The following is a 21851-nucleotide window of genomic DNA, read 5'->3' on the forward strand; positions in this document are numbered from 1 at the left end:
ACAACTTTGTGAATAATGTTACTCTTGTTGCACTTTACTAAGGCCTATTTTTTCAGCTTTATAAGCCGTATCAGGATCATTGAACACATCAATATCCATTTCGCCTTCTGATTTAGCTACGATACAAGTAACAACACTATCACCCGTAATATTTACCGCTGTTCGGATCATATCAAGTAATCTATCAACACCCATGATCATCGCAATACCTTCCACTGGTAAACCAACTTGATTTAATACCATTGCTAACATGATTAAACCAACACCAGGTACCCCCGCCGTACCGACAGATGCCAATGTTGCAGTCATTATCACAGCGGCATAATCAGAAAGAGTTAAATCAATATTAAAGGCTTGTGCAATGAACACAGTCGCCACACCTTGCATGATCGCCGTACCATCCATATTAATAGTGGCACCTAATGGAACAGTAAACGAAGCAACTCTATTATTTACACCTAAATGTTTAGTAGCTGTTTCTAATGTCACCGGGATCGTCGCATTTGATGATGCAGTAGAAAATGCAAATGTAATTGCTGTTTCCATTTTTCTGAAAAATTTAACAGGACTTAAACCCGTAAAAATTTTAAAGAAAGCACTGTAAGTCACAAGAGCATGGATAATTAATGTTGCGCTTAATACTAAGAAGTAATTCATTAAATTAAAAATAGCGTCTAAGCCAATTTCACTAAATAGTTTAGCCATTAAGAAGAACACACCATAAGGTGCAATATTCATTAACATGACAACTAACTTCATAATCACTTCATTAAAATCTGAAAATAAAGTAGCAATACGTTCGCCAGCTTTACCAGAAGCACTAATAGCAATACCAAATAAAATAGCAAAAACAATAATTTGCAAGGTATTACCTTCGGCCATTGAACTCACTGGGTTAGTTGGAAACATATTAATGATCACGTCGCCAAGGGATGGTGCTTCTTTGGAAGCAAAGGTTGTTGCTTGAGCTAAATCAATCCCCACTCCCGGCTGGAAAATATTAGCCATCACAATAGCAAGCGTAATAGCAATACCTGTTGTCACTAAATAAAAAGTAACTGTTTTGCCGCCTAAACGTCCTAAAGTGGAGAGATCTTTTAAGCTACTTGTACCACAGACTAAAGATACAAAAATTAATGGGACAACCAACATTTTAAGGCTGGCAATAAAGACAGCCCCACCAACATGAAATAGACCATGCACGATATAATCATGAATAAATGCAATATCTGCAAACACACTACGGATCAAAAATCCCGTTAAGATCCCTAAGCCCATGCCTATTAGCACTTTCTTAGTTAATGACATTTTATTTTTTGTTTCGGTCATGGTAACTCCTGTTTAATGATCCCTTTTACGTACTTCCAACGTAACAGCTCAGTTTTAGTTAATTAGTTAATATAAAATCAGTCGAACATAACTGCACACCATTGACCAAAATAGCCAAGCTATGTAAACCTAAATAATATTGACGGGTGGATATTTTTTTAAAGCTAAATGACTTCTTAATATTCTTAGAATCTTGTTTGATCACTGATTCTGATAATTGGAATATTTTACGTGATTGTAGCCCATTTTTTTTCATAAAATCAATGGCAAACTCAATGCGTAACTTATTCAGAGGTAATAAATATTGATGTTTTAATAAACATGAAAAATACAAAACGCCACCTAAGCTGACTTGCTCATCAACAACAAAATCAATCATTTGAATATCTTTTGGAGGAAGAAATCCAAATAAAACTAATGCATCTGGATCTGCTTGTTTTAACAAGCTACGACAAGCATGTTTAACTAAACGTTTTGATTGAGTGTTTGGATTTTTAGCTAGCCATTGTTTGGCTAAATTAATAACAATCTGAGGGTGATCCTTAGCAATGTCATTAAGGTTGTTGGCTACGCTACGACGTACATACTCACTACAATCATCTTTTAAGATTTCTAAAATGGGTAAAATATAGCGAGGGTCTTGTTTAAACAAAGGCAAAGACATTGCCCAAGGTAAACGAGGACGGCAACCTTCAGAAGCTAAGCGTCTAATATGCTCATCGTCATTCGTAGCCCAATCTAACAAAACTTGATGCATTTGTTCTGGGTATCGTTCTATGAATGGACGTATTGCAAATTCAGCACTAGAAAATTGAGTAATATATGCAAGTGCTTTAACAGATATTTTAAATTCATCCAAACCATATAACTCTACAAATGTAGGGATAAACATGCCTTCATAATGGGTAAAGTGTTTGGCAACTTGTTGAATAATGCCTACTGCTTGTTTGTATTCTAGAGTAATAAAGTGATGTAATTGCTGTGCAATATGGAAGGTACGAGCTTTGAGTTCTTTATCTTTCCATTGATTATTAAAAACAGCATGAATAAAATCAGTTTTTTTAAAATCAGGATAAACCTCATGAATGACGGTTGCGACATTTGTTATATATAATTGATTATAAACATCTTTTAATAATACAGCCATAACATCCCTATCGTATTAGAGTAGTGCTTCAATAAAAGAGGTTCATTGAATAATGATGGCATTTTTTAGTTTTAAAGAATGCCATCTCCATTGTAGTGCTTATATAAATTAAAGTGATGAAAGAAAATGCTTAAAATAATTTATATTCTGAAGCAAGTTCACAATTACAGTACACGCTCACCAAAATGAAAAACACAGAACTCCCCTTCACCCATTTTATTCCATGCTTCATCTTTTGTTAAAGGACGAGTTGCGATCACTGTTACTACATCACTATCAGATGTTTCCTGCTGAAAATCAACAATCATATCTTCATCTATTAATTGTGCTTTTCCAAAGGGAGCACGACGTGTGATCCAATGTAAGTTATTTGTGCAATAACACATCACATATTCGCCATCACTTAATAACATATTAAAGACACCTAATGCTTTTAATTGATCAGCATAAGTTGCAATCAATTTAAACATACTCAACATATCATCAGGCGGTTGTTTATATTCTTGATGTAATTTATCAATAATCCAACAAAAAGCTCGCTCGCTATCGGTTTGACCAATAGGGTTAGCGTATCCCATCGGTAAATTTTCATAACCTGTTAATTGACCGTTATGAGCATAAGTCCAATTACGTCCCCATAGTTCACGTATAAAAGGATGAGTATTTTCTAAGTTCACGCCACCACGATTAGCTTGCCTAATATGACTGATCACTGATTTACTTTTAATTGGATAATTTTTAACTAACTCTGCAATTTTTGAATCACAACTTGGACTAGGATCTTTAAAGCTACGACAACCTTTGCCTTCATAAAAAGTAATTCCCCAACCATCTTTATGTGGTCCAGTTTCACCACCTCTTTTCACTAACCCACTAAAACTAAAACAAATATCTGTTGGTACATTGGCACTCATGCCTAATAATTCACACATTTTTTAAAAACCTAAGCCATTTTTTTTTCAATTAAATAGATCAAAATATGAATGACCTTGATATGTATTTCTTGAATACGATCTGCAAATCCAAAGTGAGGAACGCGAATTTCAACATCAGCTAAACCCGCCATTTTACCACCATCTTTACCAGTTAAAGCTATCACTTTAATGCCTTTACTTTTAGCCACAGTAATAGCATTAAGGATGTTAGCTGAATTGCCACTCGTCGATAAACAGAATAAAACATCACTACGACGACCAACACCTTCAAGATAACGAGCAAATATTTGCTCAAATCCATAATCATTCCCTACACATGAAATATGACTCGCGTCAGAAATTGCAATAGCAGGATACGATGGGCGATGTTCACGGTAACGACCGGTTAATTCTTCTGCAAAATGCATCGCATCACAATGTGAACCACCGTTGCCACAGGCTAAAACTTTGCCATCATTTTTAAATGATTCAGCTAATAATGAAGCGGCATTTTCTATATTTTGTAAATTTTTTTCTTCTGCTAAAAAATTTTCCAACACGGCTTGTGCTTCTAATAATTCATCTTTAATTATTGATATATTTACCATATCTACTTACCTAATTATTTAAGTTATTAACTACATTAACGAGTTAACATTCTTTTAAATTTATCTGATATCGAGCTGAATGACGTTCAGACTCTCCAAGTCTATTGTTACGCATAAAAGGCTGTTGATATATTAACGAACAAGCTGTGTCATCTAACCCTTCAGGGTAAAAGACCAATTGTCCATTTTCTTTACCTTCTACAATTGATAGCCGTTCCACCCAAATAAAAATGGAGATATTTTGTGTTAATGCAGCCATCTCACCTAAGGTTAATATTCCACCTTGATGTACTTCATCAATAACACTTGCATCCAGTCTTTCATTCAATTGTAGGTTATGGATACTTGCTCTACTGAATAACATACGATTAACAGACTTTAATTGCATCTCTGTTATTTTCAGCATGTTAATTCTTGCTTCTCGTGCAATATCCGAGGTATATGAGATAAATGTACTCATAATAATTAATACAATTAAAAAAGTAGTAAGATAAACTAATAAACGCTGAGAAATAAATCCTTTATGCTGAAACATTGAGATCCTTAAACACTCAAAATACAATAATGAATTATCAATATAAGCGAACTAAATCAACCATATATTTTATATTCATATTGCCATCAAAACCTTAACACGACTATAAGTTAATAATATGTGTGTCGCTTAAATCAGTTTCTTCAGAAAATTGACTCTTTAAGACTTTCTTTGATTCCATATAAATTTCACCATTTTGTGCAATAGTGAAATGATCTGGCTGTTCATTAAATTCTTTTTGATAAGCCATCACTAACTGTAAGGAATGTGCTTTTTGTTCTTCAGTTAATACAGCACCATCTAACCATTTTCCTGTTTCTACGGCTGTTTTTAATTTTTCATAAAGTGATGGAGTTATATTTTTTGCATACTCATTAATATTTGACACTGACTTTACCTGTCCTTCTGATAAATACTAGTTTCAGTATAAATGATCTTAATTAATAATTATCTAGTTATGTTTATTTTCAACTATAAATATTTACAATCGCTCTGTCTTTTCAATAAATTTTATAACACAAATATTTCTTTTAATGATAAACATAAAAAAAAGAGACACCTACTGTTAGATGCCTCTTATTATTTGAATCTAAGCTAAATAATGAACGTTAAAATAGTTCATTAGTTTGTTTATCATTTCTAATGGCTGACAGCTCTAAACAATAATACTGAATGAGCAGCCGCTTTCACGGCATCAGACACAAAAGTAACTTCATCAATTAGTTCACCATTTTCACAACGAGTATCTATCTCCGCTTGCCAGAATTTATTTTCTTCTAAAGCAGGTAATTGACAGCATATTTGATAACTAGAAGCATTTAGTACCAAATAAAAATGTTCTCCTTCTGAATCAATTTCATTTAGCTCAACAGCAATCGCTTGTGAATTTGCAGCATGCCAGTCTATTTCTTGCATCAAATATCCATCTGGATGATACCATTTCACTTGATCGCTATTCTCTAAATTATCATCTAAAAGAAGCTTTCCAAATAATCGAGATTGTTTACGTAGTGCAATAATCTTACTGGTAAATTTAAATAACAATAAGTCATCAGAAGAATGTTCCCAATTAATCCAACTTATCTGATTATCTTGGCAATAAGCATTATTGTTACCTAATTGATTGTTTCCCATTTCATCACCCGCAAGGAAATGAGGTGTCCCTTGAGATAAAAATAAAGTAGCAATCATATTACGTTTTTGTTGTTGTCTTAGCTTATTAATTCGAACATCTTTTGTTGGTCCCTCACAGCCATAATTCGCTGATAAGTTATGTCCATGACCATCACGATTATTCTCTCCATTTGCTTCGTTATGACGATCTTGAAAAGACACCATGTCGTCTAATGTAAAACCATCGTGGTAACAAATATAATTAACACTCGTGCTATTACTTCTGTTTTCAAGAGGGAAGAAATCACGAGAGCCTAATAAGCGAGTGGCCACCTCAGAAACTTGCCCTGTATCACCTCGCCAAAAAGAGCGAATAGTATCGCGATAACGATCATTGCACTCTTTCCATTGTTCAGGAAAGGCCCCTAAGCGATATCCACCAGGACCAATATCCCAAGGTTCGGCTATCAAAGTGACTTTACTTAGAATAGGATCTTGTAATAATGCTTTAAAAAATGAGCTTTGCTCATTAAAACCTTTAGCTTCACGACCTAAACTAACCGCTAAATCAAATCTAAAACCATCAACTTGCATCTCTGTCACCCAATAACGTAGCGCGTCTAGAGTGATCTTTAAAGACCAAGAAAAATCTAAGTTAACTGTGTTCCCACAACCTGAATGGTTACTATAATTTTGATAATTAACGCCATTTTTATCGCTTTCAAAAGTATAATATTGCTTATTATCAAAACCTTTAAAACTAAGTACTAACCCACCATCACCTGATTCAGCTGTATGATTAAATACCACATCTAATATCACTTCAATATTGGCGGCATGTAGTTCACGAACCATTGTTTTAAATTCAACGACAGCATCATATTGTGAATAGCGAATTTCGGGCGCAAAAAAGTTAATTGGGTTATATCCCCAATAATTCGTTAACCCTAAGTCTTTTAAACGTGGTTCACTCATATAACTAAATACAGGCATAATTTGTAAACTCGTTATACCTAATGATTGATAATGTTTAATACTTTCTGGATGTGATAAACCAAGGTATTTTCCACGTAAAGGTAATGGAATATTAGGATTTGATTGAGTGAAACCTTTGCAATGCAATTCGTACAAAATACGAGTTTTATTATCAATCGTTGGTTTAACACTCTCCTGCCAATCAAACTGGTCATCTATTACAATTGATTTGGCAATATGAATATCATTTTCATCGCTTTGCGATTGGGCAAAACTATGCTGAACTTTGCTTAAAGATTTAGCATAAGGGTCGATTAATAAATGTTTGTTATTAAATAATAACCCTTCTTCCGGGGCATAAGTACCATGGACTCGGTAAGCATATTTTTGACCCGCTCGAATACCTTGCAAATGAATATGCCAAAGATGCGAATGAGTAGTGTTTAGAAAATAACTCTCTATCTGAACTTCGTTATTATCGAATAAACAAAGCTCAACACTTTCAGCTCCTTGGCTATGTACTGAAAAATTACACCCCAGTTCATCCAAAGTAGCACCTAGTGGATAATAATTTCCGAGTGAACTAACAAAACTCCCTTTTATGTAGTCAGTTTTACTTACCGTTTCTTGCTCACTATTGATAATATCCATGTTAGTTTCAGTCACAATATTTGACACTTATGCTCCTTTTCTCTTTAAGTAAACGGTTGATAGTGGGGGTAAATTGATGACGATAGAATGACCTTTACCTTGCCAAGGATGGGATTCACTTTCAAACACTCCCATGACATCTCCCATGGCATAATTACTTCCCCAGTAATATTCACTATCAGTATTAATAACAACTTCATATTGACCTGCTATATCAACAGCTAATCGATAATATTCACGAGGTACAGGGGTAAAGTTTGATATACAAATAACATGCTCAGTTTTATTTAAATTATGACGCACAAAAGAGACAATACTATTTTCACCGTCACTATGATCTAACCACTCAAAACCTTGCTGTTGGTAATCAGATTCATACATTGCACGATTATTTTTATAAAAATGATTTAAATCACAAATAAGTTTTTGTTGAGCTTGGTGCTTGTCAAAAGCAAGTAAATCCCAATCTAAACTTTGATCATGATTCCATTCTCTACTTTGGGCGATTTCAGTTCCCATGAAATTTAATTTTTTACCCGGATGAGCATACATATACCCCATATATGCTCGTAAATTAGCTGCACCTTGCCATTCATCTCCAGGCATTTTCCCTAACATACTTTTTTTACCATGCACAACTTCATCATGTGAGATAGGTAATACAAAATGCTCGTTATAATGATAAGCCATGGCAAATGTCATTTCATGATGATGGAATTTTCGGTACATAGGATCTTGCTCAATATAACTTAATGTATCGTGCATCCAGCCCATATTCCACTTAAACCCAAAACCTAACCCACCCTCAAAAGTAGGCTTGGAAACACCAGAAAAAGCAGTGGATTCTTCAGCAATGGTCATCGCATGTGGGTATTGACGATACACTTCCTCGTTAAACCATTTTAATAAACTAATCGCTTCATAATTATGATTTCCCCCATCAACATTCGGTACCCACTCACCTTCTTCACGCGAATAATCCCAATACAGCATTGAGGCAACAGCATCCACGCGTAATCCATCAACATGGAATTTATCAAGCCAAATAAGTGCACTCGCGACTAAAAATTGACGCACATTATCGCGCCCAAAATCATATATATAAGAATTCCAATCTGGATGCCAACCACGGCGAGGATCTTCATATTCATATAAAGGAGTGCCATCAAAACAGGCTAAACCATGTGAGTCCGCGGGGAAATGAGCAGGTACCCAATCAACAATAACGCCAATGTTCGCTTGATGGCATTGGTCAATAAAATATTTCAAATCATCTGCATCACCAAATCGACTTGTGGCAGCAAATAATCCCACGGGTTGGTAGCCCCAAGAACCATCAAATGGGAACTCAGAAATAGGTAAAACTTCTAAATGTGTGTAGCCCATTTCAACTAAATAAGGTAATAAATCTACCGCTAATTCTCGGTAGGTCAGCATTCGTTCTACACCATTTTCTACCACTCTTTTCCAAGAGCCGAGGTGTACTTCATAGATGCTAATAGGTGCAAAGCGTTTATCTCCAGCCTGAGATGCTTGCCATGCTTGGTCATTCCATTGGTAGGAATCATGATCAACAACAATAGAAGAATGTGATGGAAATAACTCAGCTTGAAAACCAACTGGATCCGCTTTATGCGGTAAACGATTTCCTTTGTTATCTTTAAGTTCAAATTTATAAGCGCAACCTGCAGATAAACCAGGAACAAATAGAACCCAATGGCCACACCAACTGCGTTGCATTGGATGACGTTGCCCATCCCAATGATTGTAAGCAGAAATCAAACTAACACTAGAGGCATTAGGGGCATAAACTATAAAGCGCACACCGCTTACTTCAACACCATCAACACATACTGTTTTTAATTGAGCACCTAAAGTTTGATAAACATTCTGAGGGGCTTCATGCAATGTAGCCAATCCTGAAAAGGCAATATCATGAAACTGATAAGGGTCAATGAATTCATGTACACCACCTTGATATTCAGCGGTTAATTGGTAAAGAAACGGCTCTGTCACATTAGGTAATTCAACTTCAAATAAACCTGCAGCATCTACCAGTATTAATTCCCCTTCAATATCTAACTCATCGGCAGCGGCACAAAAGGAAACGGTAATCGCTTCAGGTAACCATACTCGCAAAGTAAAACCTTGTTGCTCAGTTTTTTTAATTAATCCTAATTTGGCAAAGGGTTGTGCTAGTTTTGCTTGTTTTAATTGTAAGATTAATTCTCTTGCTGCTAAGTTCATTTGCTTCTTTTCAATTTCAGCTACTGTCTTTTGTACGGCTTTTTTAGTCATTTTAAATACCTAGGTAGAAGTTCATTTAGCCCGAATTCAGGTTATTTAGATCTTGCTTCTGTTAGTTCTTTTAATAAATTATGAATATTTGTGTCTTTAAAAATAGAGTCAACATCATGTGTCAATTTTCGTTGCCAATTTCTATATTCATCACTTGTACCAGGCACATTAACGGGCTGCTCCATCTCTAAGAAATCTTCAAGTTGCAAAGTTAATAATGTAGAACATCCTCTTGCTAGATGTTTTTGCAATGCAAAGTTTAAAACCTGATCCATACCAATATAATTTGCATCTCTAGGAAAATCATCAGGTAGACTATGATGCCCATGTAAACTATCTAGTATCTGTTGCTTAGCATTAACTCTATCAACAAGTAGTTTATTAAATACCTCAGGATCTGGATATAAACCAAGTTCTCTGCCTAAATATAAATCCTCACAGTGCCAATAACCTTTTATTGTTGGCATGTCGTGAGTTGATAAAGTGGCCATTGCTTGTTGTTCATAATGGGAAGGAGAAATAAAACCTCCATCTTCAGCTTGTTCGAAGAAAAAGACTTTATATGAATACACTCCAGCTTCTTTCAACAATACATCCATACCATCAGGCACAGTGCCAAGATCTTCTCCAATCACTAAGCATTCATTGCGAACACTTTCTAAAGCTAATAAATTCAACATATCATAAACATTGTAATAGACGTAAGCACCGCCATCAGCAGTTTCACCTTCAGGAACCCACCACAAACGTAATAAAGCCATGACATGATCAATACGTAGAGCTCCACAATATTGCATATTTGCTTGTAGTAATTCGATAAAAGGTTGATACGCCGACTTATAAAGTTGATCTGGCGAAAGTGGTGGCAATCCCCAACTTTGGCCTAATGGCCCCAATACATCAGGCGGCGCTCCAATACTAATATTTTCACAATACAAATCGCGATTGGCCCAGACTTCACTACTATTTTTTGTCACTCCTACCGCTAAATCACGATAAATACCCAATGTCATACCTAATGATTTAGCAAGTTTGTCTGCCTCTGCTAATTGCTCTTCTGCAATCCACTGACAATAGCTCCAAAATATAATTTCTTGAGCATTTTCTGAACACCAATCTTGTGTAGCAGTACTTGAAAATGATTGTAAGTTATCAGGCCAAACAGGCCATCCCCAGGCTTGCTCATCTTCAGTAAAGAATTTGAATTGTAATGCGTCATAGGCAGCTTGTTCTTTTAGAGAATCCCCTTTTTCAGCAACAAAAGAGCTCAGTTTTTGTAAACGTTTATTATTTTCTTCTTCACCATCATGCAAAGTAATGAACAAATCTCGCAACGCCGCAAGTTTTAAACGAGCAACGGATTCGTAATCGACCCATTTTAGGTCTTGTAACTGAGTTAACGCTTGTTGAAACTCAGCAGAAGCTAACTTGTTTTGTAAAACCTGACAATGCTGCAATTCTGGGATCTCTGTAATATCGATATACAGTATATTTAACCATTTCCGTGATGAGGGGCTATAAGGGCTGGCATTATTAGGTTGTGATGGACTCAGTGCATGAATAGGATTTAAGCCAATAAAGTCTCCACCACTTTCAGCCGTTTTAGTTAATAATTCTTTTAAATCAGAGAAGTCCCCTATTCCCCAATTTTGTTGACTTTTGATACCATATAATTGAACACTTGTTCCCCATAGCTTTTTGCCTTCTCTTATAGCAGGAGGCGTAAAGCAGACTGTAGGTGTAATAACTAAAGACATTACCGCTAATGGTTGATCATTACCTTCTTCTAATAAAGTAAGCTGATGATAGCCAATATCCAACTCCACCTCTAAAGTCACAGCATATAATTGAAATTCAACATCCGAAATTTCATTACAACCTAATAAGGGGAAATCTGTCGCTGTTATCTTTTTATCAATTTGTAAACCATCTTCGGTAGTAATACGATAAACCAGTGCGTCTGTTACAAAATCAATAGGTAAATGCACTTCAATTTGATAATTTGAGGCTTTTTGCCATACACAGACAGGAGGTAATAAAGATAACCAGTGTTGTGTTTCTTCTTGTTGATAATGGGCTGATAAAGCGGCTTCATCTAAAGCATCAAATCCCATATGATTAATGAGAGTATTAACATTTTCATCAGTAACGGTGGCAGGTTTTCCCCAAGCATCAATAAAATGAGGATCAATCCCTTTTAATTGCATAAACGAATCTAATGTAGAACTATTCATGTAACACCTATATTTATGATTAATTGATAGTACCCAGTATGGAAACTAGATTTCTAATTTAACTCGTCATGATTACGAATAAAATGAATACAAAATGGTGATAAATAAAAACCATGTCACCTACTATTTAATATCAGTTATTGTATTAATAACCACCACATCAAAAATAACATTCAATCTTAGATTGTTTTACCACAAATTATTTTGACTACTCATTAAACTGAGCAATTTACTTAAGTAAACTCACAATTTATCTATTTTGTATTTAATATCAATACGATTGTTCAACTATACAAAGGAAACAATAAACCAGGAAAGAGAGTAATTAATTGATATGAAGCTAAACTACTTCAATTTTATTAAATAAAAATGATCATATAGTTACAATTTCTACCTAGGTCTCATAAAAAATTATTCAATGAATAGACAAATAACACTTTAATTGCTGTTTTGCTTTATTTTATGTGGAATTGCCCTTAATATGACACTGTAATTTAATTACAGTGATATCAGTTCAAAAAACATACTACTTATTAATTAGAAATTTTTTTGCAATTTAATGAGTAACAAGGTGTTTTCAGAGCGTATAACTTGACTAACATCAAGTCTCAGGTGTTTTTGACACCTATAATGATGACAAGTTTTAAAATCAAACATCCATAAGGAACAAAAAATGACAATTAAAGTAGGTATTAACGGCTTCGGTCGTATCGGCCGTTTCGTATTCCGTGCATCATGTGAACGTGCTGATGTTGAAGTTGTTGCAATCAATGACTTAATCGACGTTGAATACATGGCTTACATGCTTAAATATGACTCAACTCACGGTCGTTTTAATGGTACAGTTGAAGTTAAAGACGGAAACCTAATCGTAAATGGCAACACTGTTCGTGTTACTGCAGAACGTGATCCAGCCAACCTAAAATGGGATGAAGCAGGTGTTGAAGTAGTTGCAGAAGCAACAGGTTTCTTCCTAACTGACGAAACAGCTCGTAAACATATCCAAGCAGGCGCTAAAAAAGTTGTTCTTACTGGTCCTTCTGGCGACGTTCCAATGTTCGTAAACGGTGTTAACTTCTCTGAATACGCTGGTCAAGATATCGTTTCTAACGCTTCTTGTACTACTAACTGTTTAGCACCAATTGCTAAAGTACTGAATGACAAATGGGGCATTGAATCTGCTCTTATGACAACTGTACATGCAACAACTGCAACTCAAAAAACAGTTGATGGTCCATCAATGAAAGATTGGCGCGGTGGTCGTGGTGCTTCTCAAAACATCATCCCATCTTCAACTGGTGCTGCTAAAGCTGTAGGTAAAGTAATCCCAGCTCTTAACGGTCTTTTAACTGGTATGGCTTTCCGTGTACCAACTGCTGACGTTTCTGTTGTTGACTTAACTGTTAACCTTAAAACTGCTGCTACATATGAAGAAATCTGTGCTGAAATGAAACGCGCTTCTGAAAATGAAATGGCTGGTGTTCTTGGTTACACTGAAGATGCTGTTGTTTCTCAAGACTTCATTGGTGAAACTCAAACTTCAGTATTTGATGCAAAAGCAGGATTATCTTTAACTGATAAATTCGCTAAAGTTGTATCTTGGTACGATAACGAAATCGGTTACTCAAACAAAGTACTAGACTTAATCTCTCTTGTTTCTAAATAAGCAGTGATATAAGTTTCGAGTTAAGCCTGCTATATGCAGGCTTTTTTGTATCTAAAACTTAGTCTTCAAACTCTTTTAAGTGAAGGTCATGTTTTCACTAATTTAATTGTATTCGATAATTAATTATTAAAAACACACCTGCAATATTCTTTACTTCTAATACTTATCTTTAAAATAAACTTATTTTTCAATTACATTATTGTAATTAATATCGATTACATTAAATATGTTATCTAAATTTTGCGCTGAAAAAATAGTTCAATTCAAGACCTAATGGCAGTTTCTTTTACAAAGTTTACAACCAGAAACTGGGACTGTTGTGACAAGTAAAATAGATAAGCTATTTATTGTGATTAGTATCATTCGCTTTTTACAAGCAAATTAGCCACAATATGTGAATCAGTAATTTCAGGTAATATAAATATGAATCAAGATGCTCCAAGCCTTTTCTGGCACGATTACGAAACCTTTGGTTTAAATCCAGGTACCGATCGCCCTTCTCAATTTGCCGGGATCCGTACCGATCTTGATTTAAATGTAATTTCAGAACCTTACGAATGGTACTGTCGCCCACCTAATGATTATTTACCCGCACCTGAAGCTTGTTTAGTTACTGGTATAACCCCGCAACATGCTTTACAACATGGTGAATATGAAAATCAATTTATATTTAACATTTTACAGCAATTCAAACAGCCTAATACCTGTGTGGTGGGTTATAACAATATCCGTTTTGATGATGAGGTGACACGCTTTACTTTATACCGAAACTTTCATGACCCTTATCAGAGAGAGTGGCAAAATGGTTGTTCGCGATGGGATATTATCGATATGGTACGTGCATGTTATGCACTAAGACCTGATGGTATAGAATGGGTTTATGATGAAAATGATGCACCTAGCTTTAGGCTTGAATTATTAACCAAGGCAAATAACATTGCACATCAACAAGCGCATGATGCAATGTCGGATGTTTATGCCACCATTGCAATGGCAAAATTAATTAAAACAGTACATCCTAAGTTATTTGATTATTGTTATAGTTTGCGCCAAAAAAACAAAGTACTACGTGAGTTAAAACTTGGAACCTTCACCCCTTTAGTGCATATATCAGGTATGTTTTCAGCTTTACAAGGATGCTGTTCATATATTTTACCTATTGCACAACATCCAACAAATAATAATGCAGTGATAGTAATTGATTTAAATAAAGATATTAAGCAACTTAATTCTTTAACCATTGAACAAATACAATCTTACTTATACACACCAACCAATGATTTGCCTGAAGGGATTAATAGACCACCACTTAAGCTTATTCATATCAATAAATGCCCTATTATTGCAAGTGCTAAAACATTAACACCTGCACGGGCAAAAGAATTAGGGGTTGATGCAAAACAATGCCGTGAATCCATAAATTTCTTCTCAGAAAACAGAGCGTTAGTTGAAAAATTAATCACTGTTTTTAATGTAGATCCAAAAATCAATCGAGAACAACAGCCAGAGCAAAAGTTATATAGTGGAGGTTTCTCTACTGCAAACGATAAAAATCAATGTAAAGCGATTACAGAGCTGTCTGCTCAACAAATTTCAGGCTATGAAGCTAACTTTGATGATCCTAATTTAGCGATATTATGGGGACGCTACAAAGCAAGAAATTATCCTGATACTTTATCTATTGAAGAACAAGAAAAATGGGCAAAACACAGGGAGGCTTATCTTATAGAACATAGAGATAATTATATTGAACGTTTAAATATACTCGCGCTTGAGCACCAACATAGCCCAGAGAAAATAGAAGTATTACAAAACTTAGTACATTACTTAGAATTTTTAACAGAAAGTTAAAAATTCTAATATTAATTTCCTTATATATCAGTTAAATAACATGAAGTACGGTCGTATTGTAACTAAATTTATTTAACTGATTTTACAATCAACTCAGCCTCTCAACAGCTTAAAAGCTAATATATCTCAAAAATCTATATGGTATAACAAAATTTTACTTCCGCATTTAGAAACATTGGATATGCTACTAGCTATAAATTATTAAATCACTCAACGAACAGGAAGATCATTATGAGCAAAATTTTTAGCGACAACTCACAATCAATCGGTAATACACCACTAGTACGCTTAAACAATGTAACAACTGGTAACGTATTTGCAAAAGTAGAAAGTCGTAACCCAAGCTTTAGTGTGAAGTGTCGTATTGGCGCAAACATGATTTTAGAAGCAGAAAAAAATGGAACATTAACAAAAGATGTACAATTAGTTGAAGCAACTAGTGGTAACACAGGTATTGCATTAGCTTTTGTTGCAGCTGCCCGAGGTTACAAAATAACCCTAACTATGCCAAACACAATGAGTGTTGAACGTCGTAAATTATTAAAAGCATTAGGCGCAAATCTAGTATTAACCGATGGTGCTTTGGGCATGAAAGGTGCAATCAATAAAGCAGAAGAATTAGCTGAATCTGCACCAGGTAAGTACCTGGTATTACGTCAATTTGAAAACCCAGCAAACCCACAAATTCACGAGAAAACAACTGGCCCTGAAATCTGGAATGATACAGATGGCGAAATTGATGTATTTGTAGCAGGCGTTGGTACTGGTGGTACAATTACAGGTGTTAGCCGTTACATCAAACAGACACAAGGCAAAGCAATTATTAGTGTTGCAGTAGAGCCTACAGACTCTCCAGTTATTGCTCAAACATTAGCTGGTGAAGAAGTAAAACCAGGACCACACAAAATTCAAGGTATTGGCGCTGGATTCATCCCTAAAAACCTAGATATTTCATTAATTGATCGTGCAGAACAAGTAAGCAATGATGATGCAATTGAAATGGCTCGTCGATTAATGGAAGAAGAAGGTATTTTAGCAGGAATCTCTTCAGGGGCAGCCGTTGTTGCAGCAGCACGTTTAGCAGCAGAACCTGAATTCAAAGACAAAAATATTGTTGTTATTTTACCAAGCTCAGGTGAACGCTACTTATCAACAGCATTATTTGCAGGTGTATTTGAAGGCGAAGAGTTCGCTTAATTTAAAAACATTCTGATTTAAAAAAGGTGCTTTTTAGCACCTTTTTTTATATCAAAAATTCCCTTCCTCATCTACAGGTCAAAAAACAAGCAAAAAAACAAATATTATGGCGTTTTTATAGCCATAAAACAGAAATTCGTTGACCTATCGTATCTTATTTAGGATCATTAATTTCATTATGGGTTATTATAATCATCGCCTGTTAAAGAAAAATGACATATTAAGAAAAATCTAATATTTGGCGAAATAAATGTTGGCTTAGTTCCAACCTCCATTTCTCATTTTTAGTTGTTTTGATGAATACACTTTTATTATCTGTGCATTATTTTTTATGCTTCATAACAGATCATGTTCATCACAAATTCAAAATTTATTTAAGGTATTACCATGTATCAAAAAACAGTTACTATTACTGCACCGAATGGTCTTCACACTCGTCCTGCAGCTCAATTTGTGAAAGAAGCAAAATCATTCACAGCTGACATTTCTGTTGAAGTAGGTGGTAAATCAGCAAGCGCTAAAAGTCTTTTCAAGTTACAAACATTAGGTTTAACTCAAGGTACTTCCATCAATATCAAAGCTGAAGGTGCTGATGAACAAAAAGCGGTCGATACTTTAGTTGAATTAATGGCAACTTTAGTGTGATCCAACCATTCTCATTTATGAAAAACCTAATAGCTTAAGGGTAGATTATGATCTCTGGCATTCTAGCATCTCCTGGTATCACGTTCGCAAAAGCGTTGTTATTACAAGAAGATGAGATTTCAATCAACACCGATAAAGTGCAAGATTCTCAACATGAAATTGAACGTTTTCTTGAGGCTCGAACAAAAACATCTGCACAATTAGAAATTGTTAGGAAAAAAGCACTTGAGACATTTGGTGAAGAACAAGAAGCTATCTTTGAGGGACATATTATGTTGCTTGAAGATGAAGAGTTCGAAGAAGATATCTGTGACTATATAAAATTAAATCACTGTTCTGCTGACTTCGCAATAAACTATGTTGTTGAAGAAAACGCAAACATGTTGCAAGAATTAGAAGACCCTTACTTACGTGAGCGCTCTGCTGATTTCCGTGATATCGGTAACCGTTTATTAAAAAATGTACTTGGTATCAACATTGTTAGTTTAGATGCAATTACTGAAGAAGTTATTTTAATTGCAGATGATTTAACTCCTTCTGAAACAGCACAAATCAATCTTAAAAAAGTATTAGGTTTTATTACTAATATTGGTGGTCGCACTTCACATACTTCGATCATGGCTCGTTCATTAGAAATTCCAGCAATTGTTGGTACAAATGATATTACAGAGCGTGTTAAAAATGGTGATATTGTTATTCTTGATGCATTGAATAATAAAATAATTATTCAACCTAGTGACTCAGAACTAACCAAAGCTAAAGCAATACGCGATCAATTTTTAAATGAAAAAGTAAAACTTGCAGAGTTAAAAGATCTTCCTGCTGTCACATTAGATGGACATCACGTCGAAATTGCTTCAAATATTGGCACCGTTAAGGATATTGATGGCGCAAAACGTTATGGCGCAGAAAGTATCGGTTTATATAGAACAGAATTTTTATTTATGGATCGAGATCAACTTCCAACTGAAGATGAACAATTTTTAGCATATAAAGAAGTAGTTGAGGCAATGCAAGGACACCCTTGTATTATTCGTACCATGGACATAGGTGGTGATAAGTATTTACCTTATTTAAATTTACCAGCTGAACTTAATCCTTTTTTGGGATGGCGAGCAATTCGAATCTATTTTGACCGTCCTGAAATAATGAACCCTCAATTACGTGCATTGCTACGAGCATCTGCTTTTGGCAAAATCCAGATCATGTTTCCAATGATCATTTCTGTTGAGGAAGTGCGCAGACTTAAAGATATATTAACCGTATTGAAGCAAGAACTAACAAATGAAGGCATCGCTTTTGATACAAGTATAGAAATTGGTGTTATGATCGAAACACCAGCGGCAGCAACTATTGCACATCATTTAATTAAAGAAGTCGACTTCTTTAGTATTGGAACAAATGATTTAACGCAATACACTCTTGCTGTTGATCGAGGCAATGAATTAATTTCTGAACTATATAATCCATTATCACCTTCTGTATTAACATTAATTAAAACAGTAATTGATGCTTCTCATGCAGCTGGAAAATGGACTGGTATGTGTGGTGAGTTAGCCGGCGACGAGCAAGCAACACTTCTACTATTAGGAATGGGGCTAGATGAGTTCTCAATGAGTGCAATGTCTATTCCTATGATTAAAAAAATTATACGTAATACAACTTTTTCAGAGGCAAAAGCATTAGCAGATAAAGCTCTTTCTTTAGCTACAGCTGCTGAAATCGAAGCATTAGTCAGTAATTTTAATAAAACTAAAGCATTAACTAATTAAAACTAAGCAGCTGATTAGCTGTTGATTTAACTTATTTTATTACAACTTGGAGTTTAACATGGGTTTTTTCGATTCATTAAAGAAAGCAGTAACTGGTAGTACGCCGACATCAGATACCATTGACATTGTAGCGCCTATTTCAGGTGAAATAGTGGCAATTGAAGATGTGCCAGATGTTGTTTTTGCTGAAAAAATCGTCGGTGACGGTATCGCTATCCGTCCAACAGGTAACAAAATGGTTGCCCCATGTGACGGTAAAATAGGTAAAATTTTTGAAACAAATCATGCCTTCTCATTAGAATCTGACACAGGGATTGAATTATTTGTTCATTTTGGTATTGATACTGTTGAATTAAAAGGTGAAGGTTTTACACGTATTGCTCAAGAAGGCCAAAAAGTAAAAGCTGGCGAGACTATCATTGAATTTGATTTAGCTTTTTTAACTTCAAAAGCAAAATCAATATTAACGCCTGTTGTTATTTCAAATATGGATGAAATTAAAGAGCTACAAAAAATGTCTGGCACTGTTGACGTTGCAGAAGATATTATTCTTAAAATAGTTAAATAATTCATCGCCAGTAAATACAAATAGTCGATTTGCGACTCTTTGTATTTACTGACACCTTATCTTAAATTTTTCTTATTGCCCCTTCCTTGTTACAATTCATTATTCTTTTTATTTCAACGTATAAGCTCCCATAATGCAGACAATAATGTACGGTATCCCAAATTGCGATACGATAAAAAAAGCTAAAAAATGGCTCGATGATAATAATATCCCTTTCTTATTTCACGATTACCGTAAAGATGGATTAGACAGTAATTTAATTTCACAGCTATACCAAACATTAAGCTGGGATGAATTATTGAATAAACGTAGCACCAGCTATCGTGCACTCACCGATCAGCAAAAAGAGTCATTAAATGAAAAATCAGCAAGTTTATTGTTTATAGAATTTCCTACCTTAATCAAACGCCCTCTTGTGATCCACCAAGGCGTAGCGATAATTGGATTTAATCAAAAAAACTATCAAACCTTTTTTGCCGTATAAGGAAATACCATGAACCACTCACCTGTTGTAACATTATTAGAAGATTTGATCAGTCGTCGTTCAGTGACACCTGAAGATGCTGGCTGCCAAGATCTTTTAATTGCTCGTTTAGAAAAATTAGGTTTTGTTTGTGAAACCATGGAATTTGAAGATACATTAAATTTATGGGCAAGACGCGGCACACAAGCGCCTCTATTTTGTTTCGCTGGACATACCGATGTAGTACCAACTGGACCTGAAAGTAAATGGGATACGCCACCATTCGAACCAACTATTATTGACGGTATGTTATATGGGCGTGGTGCGGCTGATATGAAAAGCGGCATTGCTTGCTTTATGCTTGGATTAGAAGCATTTATCAATGAACATCCTGATCATAAAGGCTCTATTGCATTACTGATCACAAGTGATGAAGAAGGCCCATTCATAAACGGCACAACACGTGTTATTGATGTATTAGAAGAACGCAATGAAAAAATAGATTATTGCATTGTTGGTGAACCTTCAAGCACTACTCATGTCGGTGATGTCATTAAAAATGGACGTAGAGGCTCATTAACAGCTGATATAATATTTAAAGGAACACAAGGACATGTTGCTTATCCCCATTTAGTGAATAATCCTATCCATTTAGCCACGCCTATATTAACAGAACTAGCTGACACTGAATGGGATAAGGGTAATCAATATTTTCCTGCAACTAGCTTTCAAATCACTAACTTTAATTCAGGTACCGGAGCAAGTAACGTAGTACCTGGTGATGCAGTAGTACAATGTAACTTCCGATATTCAACGGAATTAACAGCGGATATGATCACCAATAAAGTAGAAGCAATTATCAACAAAGCTAAAGTAGAGCATGAGATAAAATGGACTTATAACGGGCAACCTTTTATTACCGAGCCCGGTTCATTAACTGATGCAGTGACTCAAGCTATTTTATCAACTAATGGCATTACGACAGAGCTATCTACTAGTGGTGGTACTTCTGATGCTCGTTTTATCGCACCAACAGGCGCTCAGGTAGTTGAATTAGGACCAATCAATGCCACTATTCATAAAGTAAATGAATCAACTAATGTTGCACAATTAGATGAGTTAGTTGATATATTCAAACTTACATTAAAAAATCTATTAGCATGATTTCATCTGTAATAACGCCCAAACAACTTACGGGCCAAGAGCAAACTCATCTAATAGAGTTTGCTCCAAATCGATTGCTTCACAAGCAAGTTGTAAAGGATTTTACTGCATTACAATTAGCGGCAAAACAACAAGGTTTTACTTTACATATTGCTAGTGCATTTCGAAGCTTTGAGCGTCAATTACAGATTTGGAATAATAAATATTCTGGTCGTGTTGCTATTTTAGATAAAAATGAAGTCGCACTCGACTGCAAGCAAACAAACAAAATAACTGAGACAGAAAAGCTATATCAGTTATTACATTGGTCTGCTTTACCTGCTACTAGTCGCCACCATTGGGGCACTGATATAGATGTTTATGATCCAACCCTACTACCTCTAGGTCAATCATTACAATTACAAAAAAGTGAATATTTAAGCGGTGGATATTTTGCGGAATTAAATGAATGGCTAACAAATAATATGCAAGCTTTTGGTTTTTATCGCCCTTATCAAAATTATCAAGGAGGAGTTGCTGAAGAACCTTGGCACATTAGCTACTTTCCAATAGCCGAAAAATGTCTTCCGCTATTAGATGAAACACTGATAGCAGACACAATAAACAAAGCGTCTATTCAAGGAAAGTCTTTAATTTTGCAACAGTTACCTATTATCTATAAACAATATATTTGCAATATTAATCAAAGAAAATAGCAGAATTAATAGAGCTTTATATGTAA

18 protein-coding genes are annotated in these 21851 nt (G+C 35.1%); 9 read left to right on the top strand and 9 right to left on the bottom strand.

Features of this window, described 5'->3' with window-relative positions:
* Window positions 1–18 precede the first annotated feature (18 nt).
* From E2R68_RS02740 to malQ, 9 genes are all read right to left on the bottom strand, one after another.
* The gene (locus tag E2R68_RS02740; protein WP_134275977.1) at window positions 19–1329 is read right to left on the bottom strand and encodes a dicarboxylate/amino acid:cation symporter; all 1311 of its coding nucleotides are present in this window, start codon (window positions 1327–1329) and stop codon (window positions 19–21) included.
* A gap of 58 nt (window positions 1330–1387) precedes the next feature.
* Window positions 1388–2476 (bottom strand): DNA alkylation repair protein, encoded by a 1089-nt coding sequence (locus tag E2R68_RS02745; protein ID WP_134275978.1) that lies wholly within the window; start codon window positions 2474–2476, stop codon window positions 1388–1390.
* A 164-nt stretch (window positions 2477–2640) separates the two neighbouring features.
* Window positions 2641–3408 carry a class II glutamine amidotransferase gene (locus E2R68_RS02750; RefSeq protein WP_134275979.1) on the bottom strand — a complete coding sequence of 256 codons (768 nt, stop codon included), beginning with the start codon at window positions 3406–3408 and terminating at the stop codon, window positions 2641–2643.
* A gap of 11 nt (window positions 3409–3419) precedes the next feature.
* Window positions 3420–3998 carry a D-sedoheptulose 7-phosphate isomerase gene (gene lpcA, locus E2R68_RS02755; RefSeq protein WP_134275980.1) on the bottom strand — a complete coding sequence of 193 codons (579 nt, stop codon included), beginning with the start codon at window positions 3996–3998 and terminating at the stop codon, window positions 3420–3422.
* Between the two features lie 43 nt (window positions 3999–4041).
* Window positions 4042–4533 carry a hypothetical protein gene (locus E2R68_RS02760; protein WP_134275981.1) on the bottom strand — a complete coding sequence of 164 codons (492 nt, stop codon included), beginning with the start codon at window positions 4531–4533 and terminating at the stop codon, window positions 4042–4044.
* Window positions 4534–4636: 103 nt separating this feature from the next.
* Entirely contained in the window at window positions 4637–4921 is a 285-nt protein-coding gene (locus E2R68_RS02765; RefSeq protein ID WP_134275982.1) for a YeaC family protein, read from the bottom strand.
* Window positions 4922–5172: 251 nt separating this feature from the next.
* The gene (gene glgX / locus E2R68_RS02770; RefSeq protein ID WP_243834580.1) at window positions 5173–7299 is read right to left on the bottom strand and encodes a glycogen debranching protein GlgX; all 2127 of its coding nucleotides are present in this window, start codon (window positions 7297–7299) and stop codon (window positions 5173–5175) included.
* Window positions 7300–9519 carry a 1,4-alpha-glucan branching protein GlgB gene (gene glgB / locus E2R68_RS02775; RefSeq protein ID WP_166738794.1) on the bottom strand — a complete coding sequence of 740 codons (2220 nt, stop codon included), beginning with the start codon at window positions 9517–9519 and terminating at the stop codon, window positions 7300–7302.
* Window positions 9520–9611: 92 nt separating this feature from the next.
* Window positions 9612–11804, bottom strand: coding sequence for a 4-alpha-glucanotransferase (malQ, locus tag E2R68_RS02780; protein WP_134275984.1), 2193 nt, complete (start codon window positions 11802–11804; stop codon window positions 9612–9614).
* A gap of 673 nt (window positions 11805–12477) precedes the next feature.
* Here malQ and gap point away from each other — a divergent pair.
* From gap to E2R68_RS02825, 9 genes are all read left to right on the top strand, one after another.
* A complete protein-coding gene (gene gap / locus E2R68_RS02785; RefSeq protein WP_134275985.1) occupies window positions 12478–13470 on the top strand; it encodes a type I glyceraldehyde-3-phosphate dehydrogenase in 993 nt (330 codons plus the stop codon).
* A gap of 423 nt (window positions 13471–13893) precedes the next feature.
* Window positions 13894–15321, top strand: a complete 1428-nt coding sequence (sbcB, locus tag E2R68_RS02790) for an exodeoxyribonuclease I (RefSeq protein ID WP_134275986.1) — start codon at window positions 13894–13896, stop codon at window positions 15319–15321.
* 231 nt (window positions 15322–15552) lie between these two features.
* Complete coding sequence (gene cysK / locus E2R68_RS02795) at window positions 15553–16518, top strand: cysteine synthase A (protein ID WP_134275987.1); 966 nt, start codon at window positions 15553–15555, stop codon at window positions 16516–16518.
* 387 nt (window positions 16519–16905) lie between these two features.
* Window positions 16906–17163 (top strand): HPr family phosphocarrier protein, encoded by a 258-nt coding sequence (locus E2R68_RS02800; protein ID WP_134275988.1) that lies wholly within the window; start codon window positions 16906–16908, stop codon window positions 17161–17163.
* Between the two features lie 47 nt (window positions 17164–17210).
* Window positions 17211–18935 carry a phosphoenolpyruvate-protein phosphotransferase PtsI gene (gene ptsI, locus E2R68_RS02805; protein ID WP_134275989.1) on the top strand — a complete coding sequence of 575 codons (1725 nt, stop codon included), beginning with the start codon at window positions 17211–17213 and terminating at the stop codon, window positions 18933–18935.
* 58 nt (window positions 18936–18993) lie between these two features.
* A complete protein-coding gene (crr, locus tag E2R68_RS02810; protein ID WP_134275990.1) occupies window positions 18994–19503 on the top strand; it encodes a PTS glucose transporter subunit IIA in 510 nt (169 codons plus the stop codon).
* Window positions 19504–19636: 133 nt separating this feature from the next.
* Window positions 19637–19987 (top strand): ArsC family reductase, encoded by a 351-nt coding sequence (locus E2R68_RS02815; RefSeq protein WP_134275991.1) that lies wholly within the window; start codon window positions 19637–19639, stop codon window positions 19985–19987.
* 9 nt (window positions 19988–19996) lie between these two features.
* Window positions 19997–21130 (top strand): succinyl-diaminopimelate desuccinylase, encoded by a 1134-nt coding sequence (gene dapE, locus E2R68_RS02820; protein WP_134275992.1) that lies wholly within the window; start codon window positions 19997–19999, stop codon window positions 21128–21130.
* Window positions 21127–21825 (top strand): M15 family metallopeptidase, encoded by a 699-nt coding sequence (locus E2R68_RS02825; RefSeq protein WP_243834581.1) that lies wholly within the window; start codon window positions 21127–21129, stop codon window positions 21823–21825. The genes dapE and E2R68_RS02825 overlap by 4 nt, the downstream gene beginning before the upstream one ends.
* Window positions 21826–21851 lie beyond the last annotated feature (26 nt).

The organism is Psychromonas algarum (assembly GCF_004376845.1).
GTDB lineage: Bacteria > Pseudomonadota > Gammaproteobacteria > Enterobacterales > Psychromonadaceae > Psychromonas.

Excerpts from the sequence above, each read along its gene's own strand:
- gap (WP_134275985.1), top strand. The coding sequence starts at position 12,478 with ATGACAATTAAAGTAGGTATTAACGGCTTCGGTCGTATCGGCCGTTTC.
- E2R68_RS02815 (WP_134275991.1), top strand. The coding sequence starts at position 19,637 with ATGCAGACAATAATGTACGGTATCCCAAATTGCGATACGATAAAAAAA.
- cysK (WP_134275987.1), top strand. The coding sequence starts at position 15,553 with ATGAGCAAAATTTTTAGCGACAACTCACAATCAATCGGTAATACACCA.
- E2R68_RS02740 (WP_134275977.1), bottom strand. The coding sequence starts at position 1,329 with ATGACCGAAACAAAAAATAAAATGTCATTAACTAAGAAAGTGCTAATA.
- lpcA (WP_134275980.1), bottom strand. The coding sequence starts at position 3,998 with ATGGTAAATATATCAATAATTAAAGATGAATTATTAGAAGCACAAGCC.
- dapE (WP_134275992.1), top strand. The coding sequence starts at position 19,997 with ATGAACCACTCACCTGTTGTAACATTATTAGAAGATTTGATCAGTCGT.
- sbcB (WP_134275986.1), top strand. The coding sequence starts at position 13,894 with ATGAATCAAGATGCTCCAAGCCTTTTCTGGCACGATTACGAAACCTTT.
- malQ (WP_134275984.1), bottom strand. The coding sequence starts at position 11,804 with ATGAATAGTTCTACATTAGATTCGTTTATGCAATTAAAAGGGATTGAT.
- E2R68_RS02750 (WP_134275979.1), bottom strand. The coding sequence starts at position 3,408 with ATGTGTGAATTATTAGGCATGAGTGCCAATGTACCAACAGATATTTGT.
- crr (WP_134275990.1), top strand. The coding sequence starts at position 18,994 with ATGGGTTTTTTCGATTCATTAAAGAAAGCAGTAACTGGTAGTACGCCG.
- E2R68_RS02760 (WP_134275981.1), bottom strand. The coding sequence starts at position 4,533 with ATGTTTCAGCATAAAGGATTTATTTCTCAGCGTTTATTAGTTTATCTT.
- E2R68_RS02745 (WP_134275978.1), bottom strand. The coding sequence starts at position 2,476 with ATGGCTGTATTATTAAAAGATGTTTATAATCAATTATATATAACAAAT.
- E2R68_RS02800 (WP_134275988.1), top strand. The coding sequence starts at position 16,906 with ATGTATCAAAAAACAGTTACTATTACTGCACCGAATGGTCTTCACACT.
- glgB (WP_166738794.1), bottom strand. The coding sequence starts at position 9,519 with ATGAACTTAGCAGCAAGAGAATTAATCTTACAATTAAAACAAGCAAAA.
- E2R68_RS02825 (WP_243834581.1), top strand. The coding sequence starts at position 21,127 with ATGATTTCATCTGTAATAACGCCCAAACAACTTACGGGCCAAGAGCAA.
- ptsI (WP_134275989.1), top strand. The coding sequence starts at position 17,211 with ATGATCTCTGGCATTCTAGCATCTCCTGGTATCACGTTCGCAAAAGCG.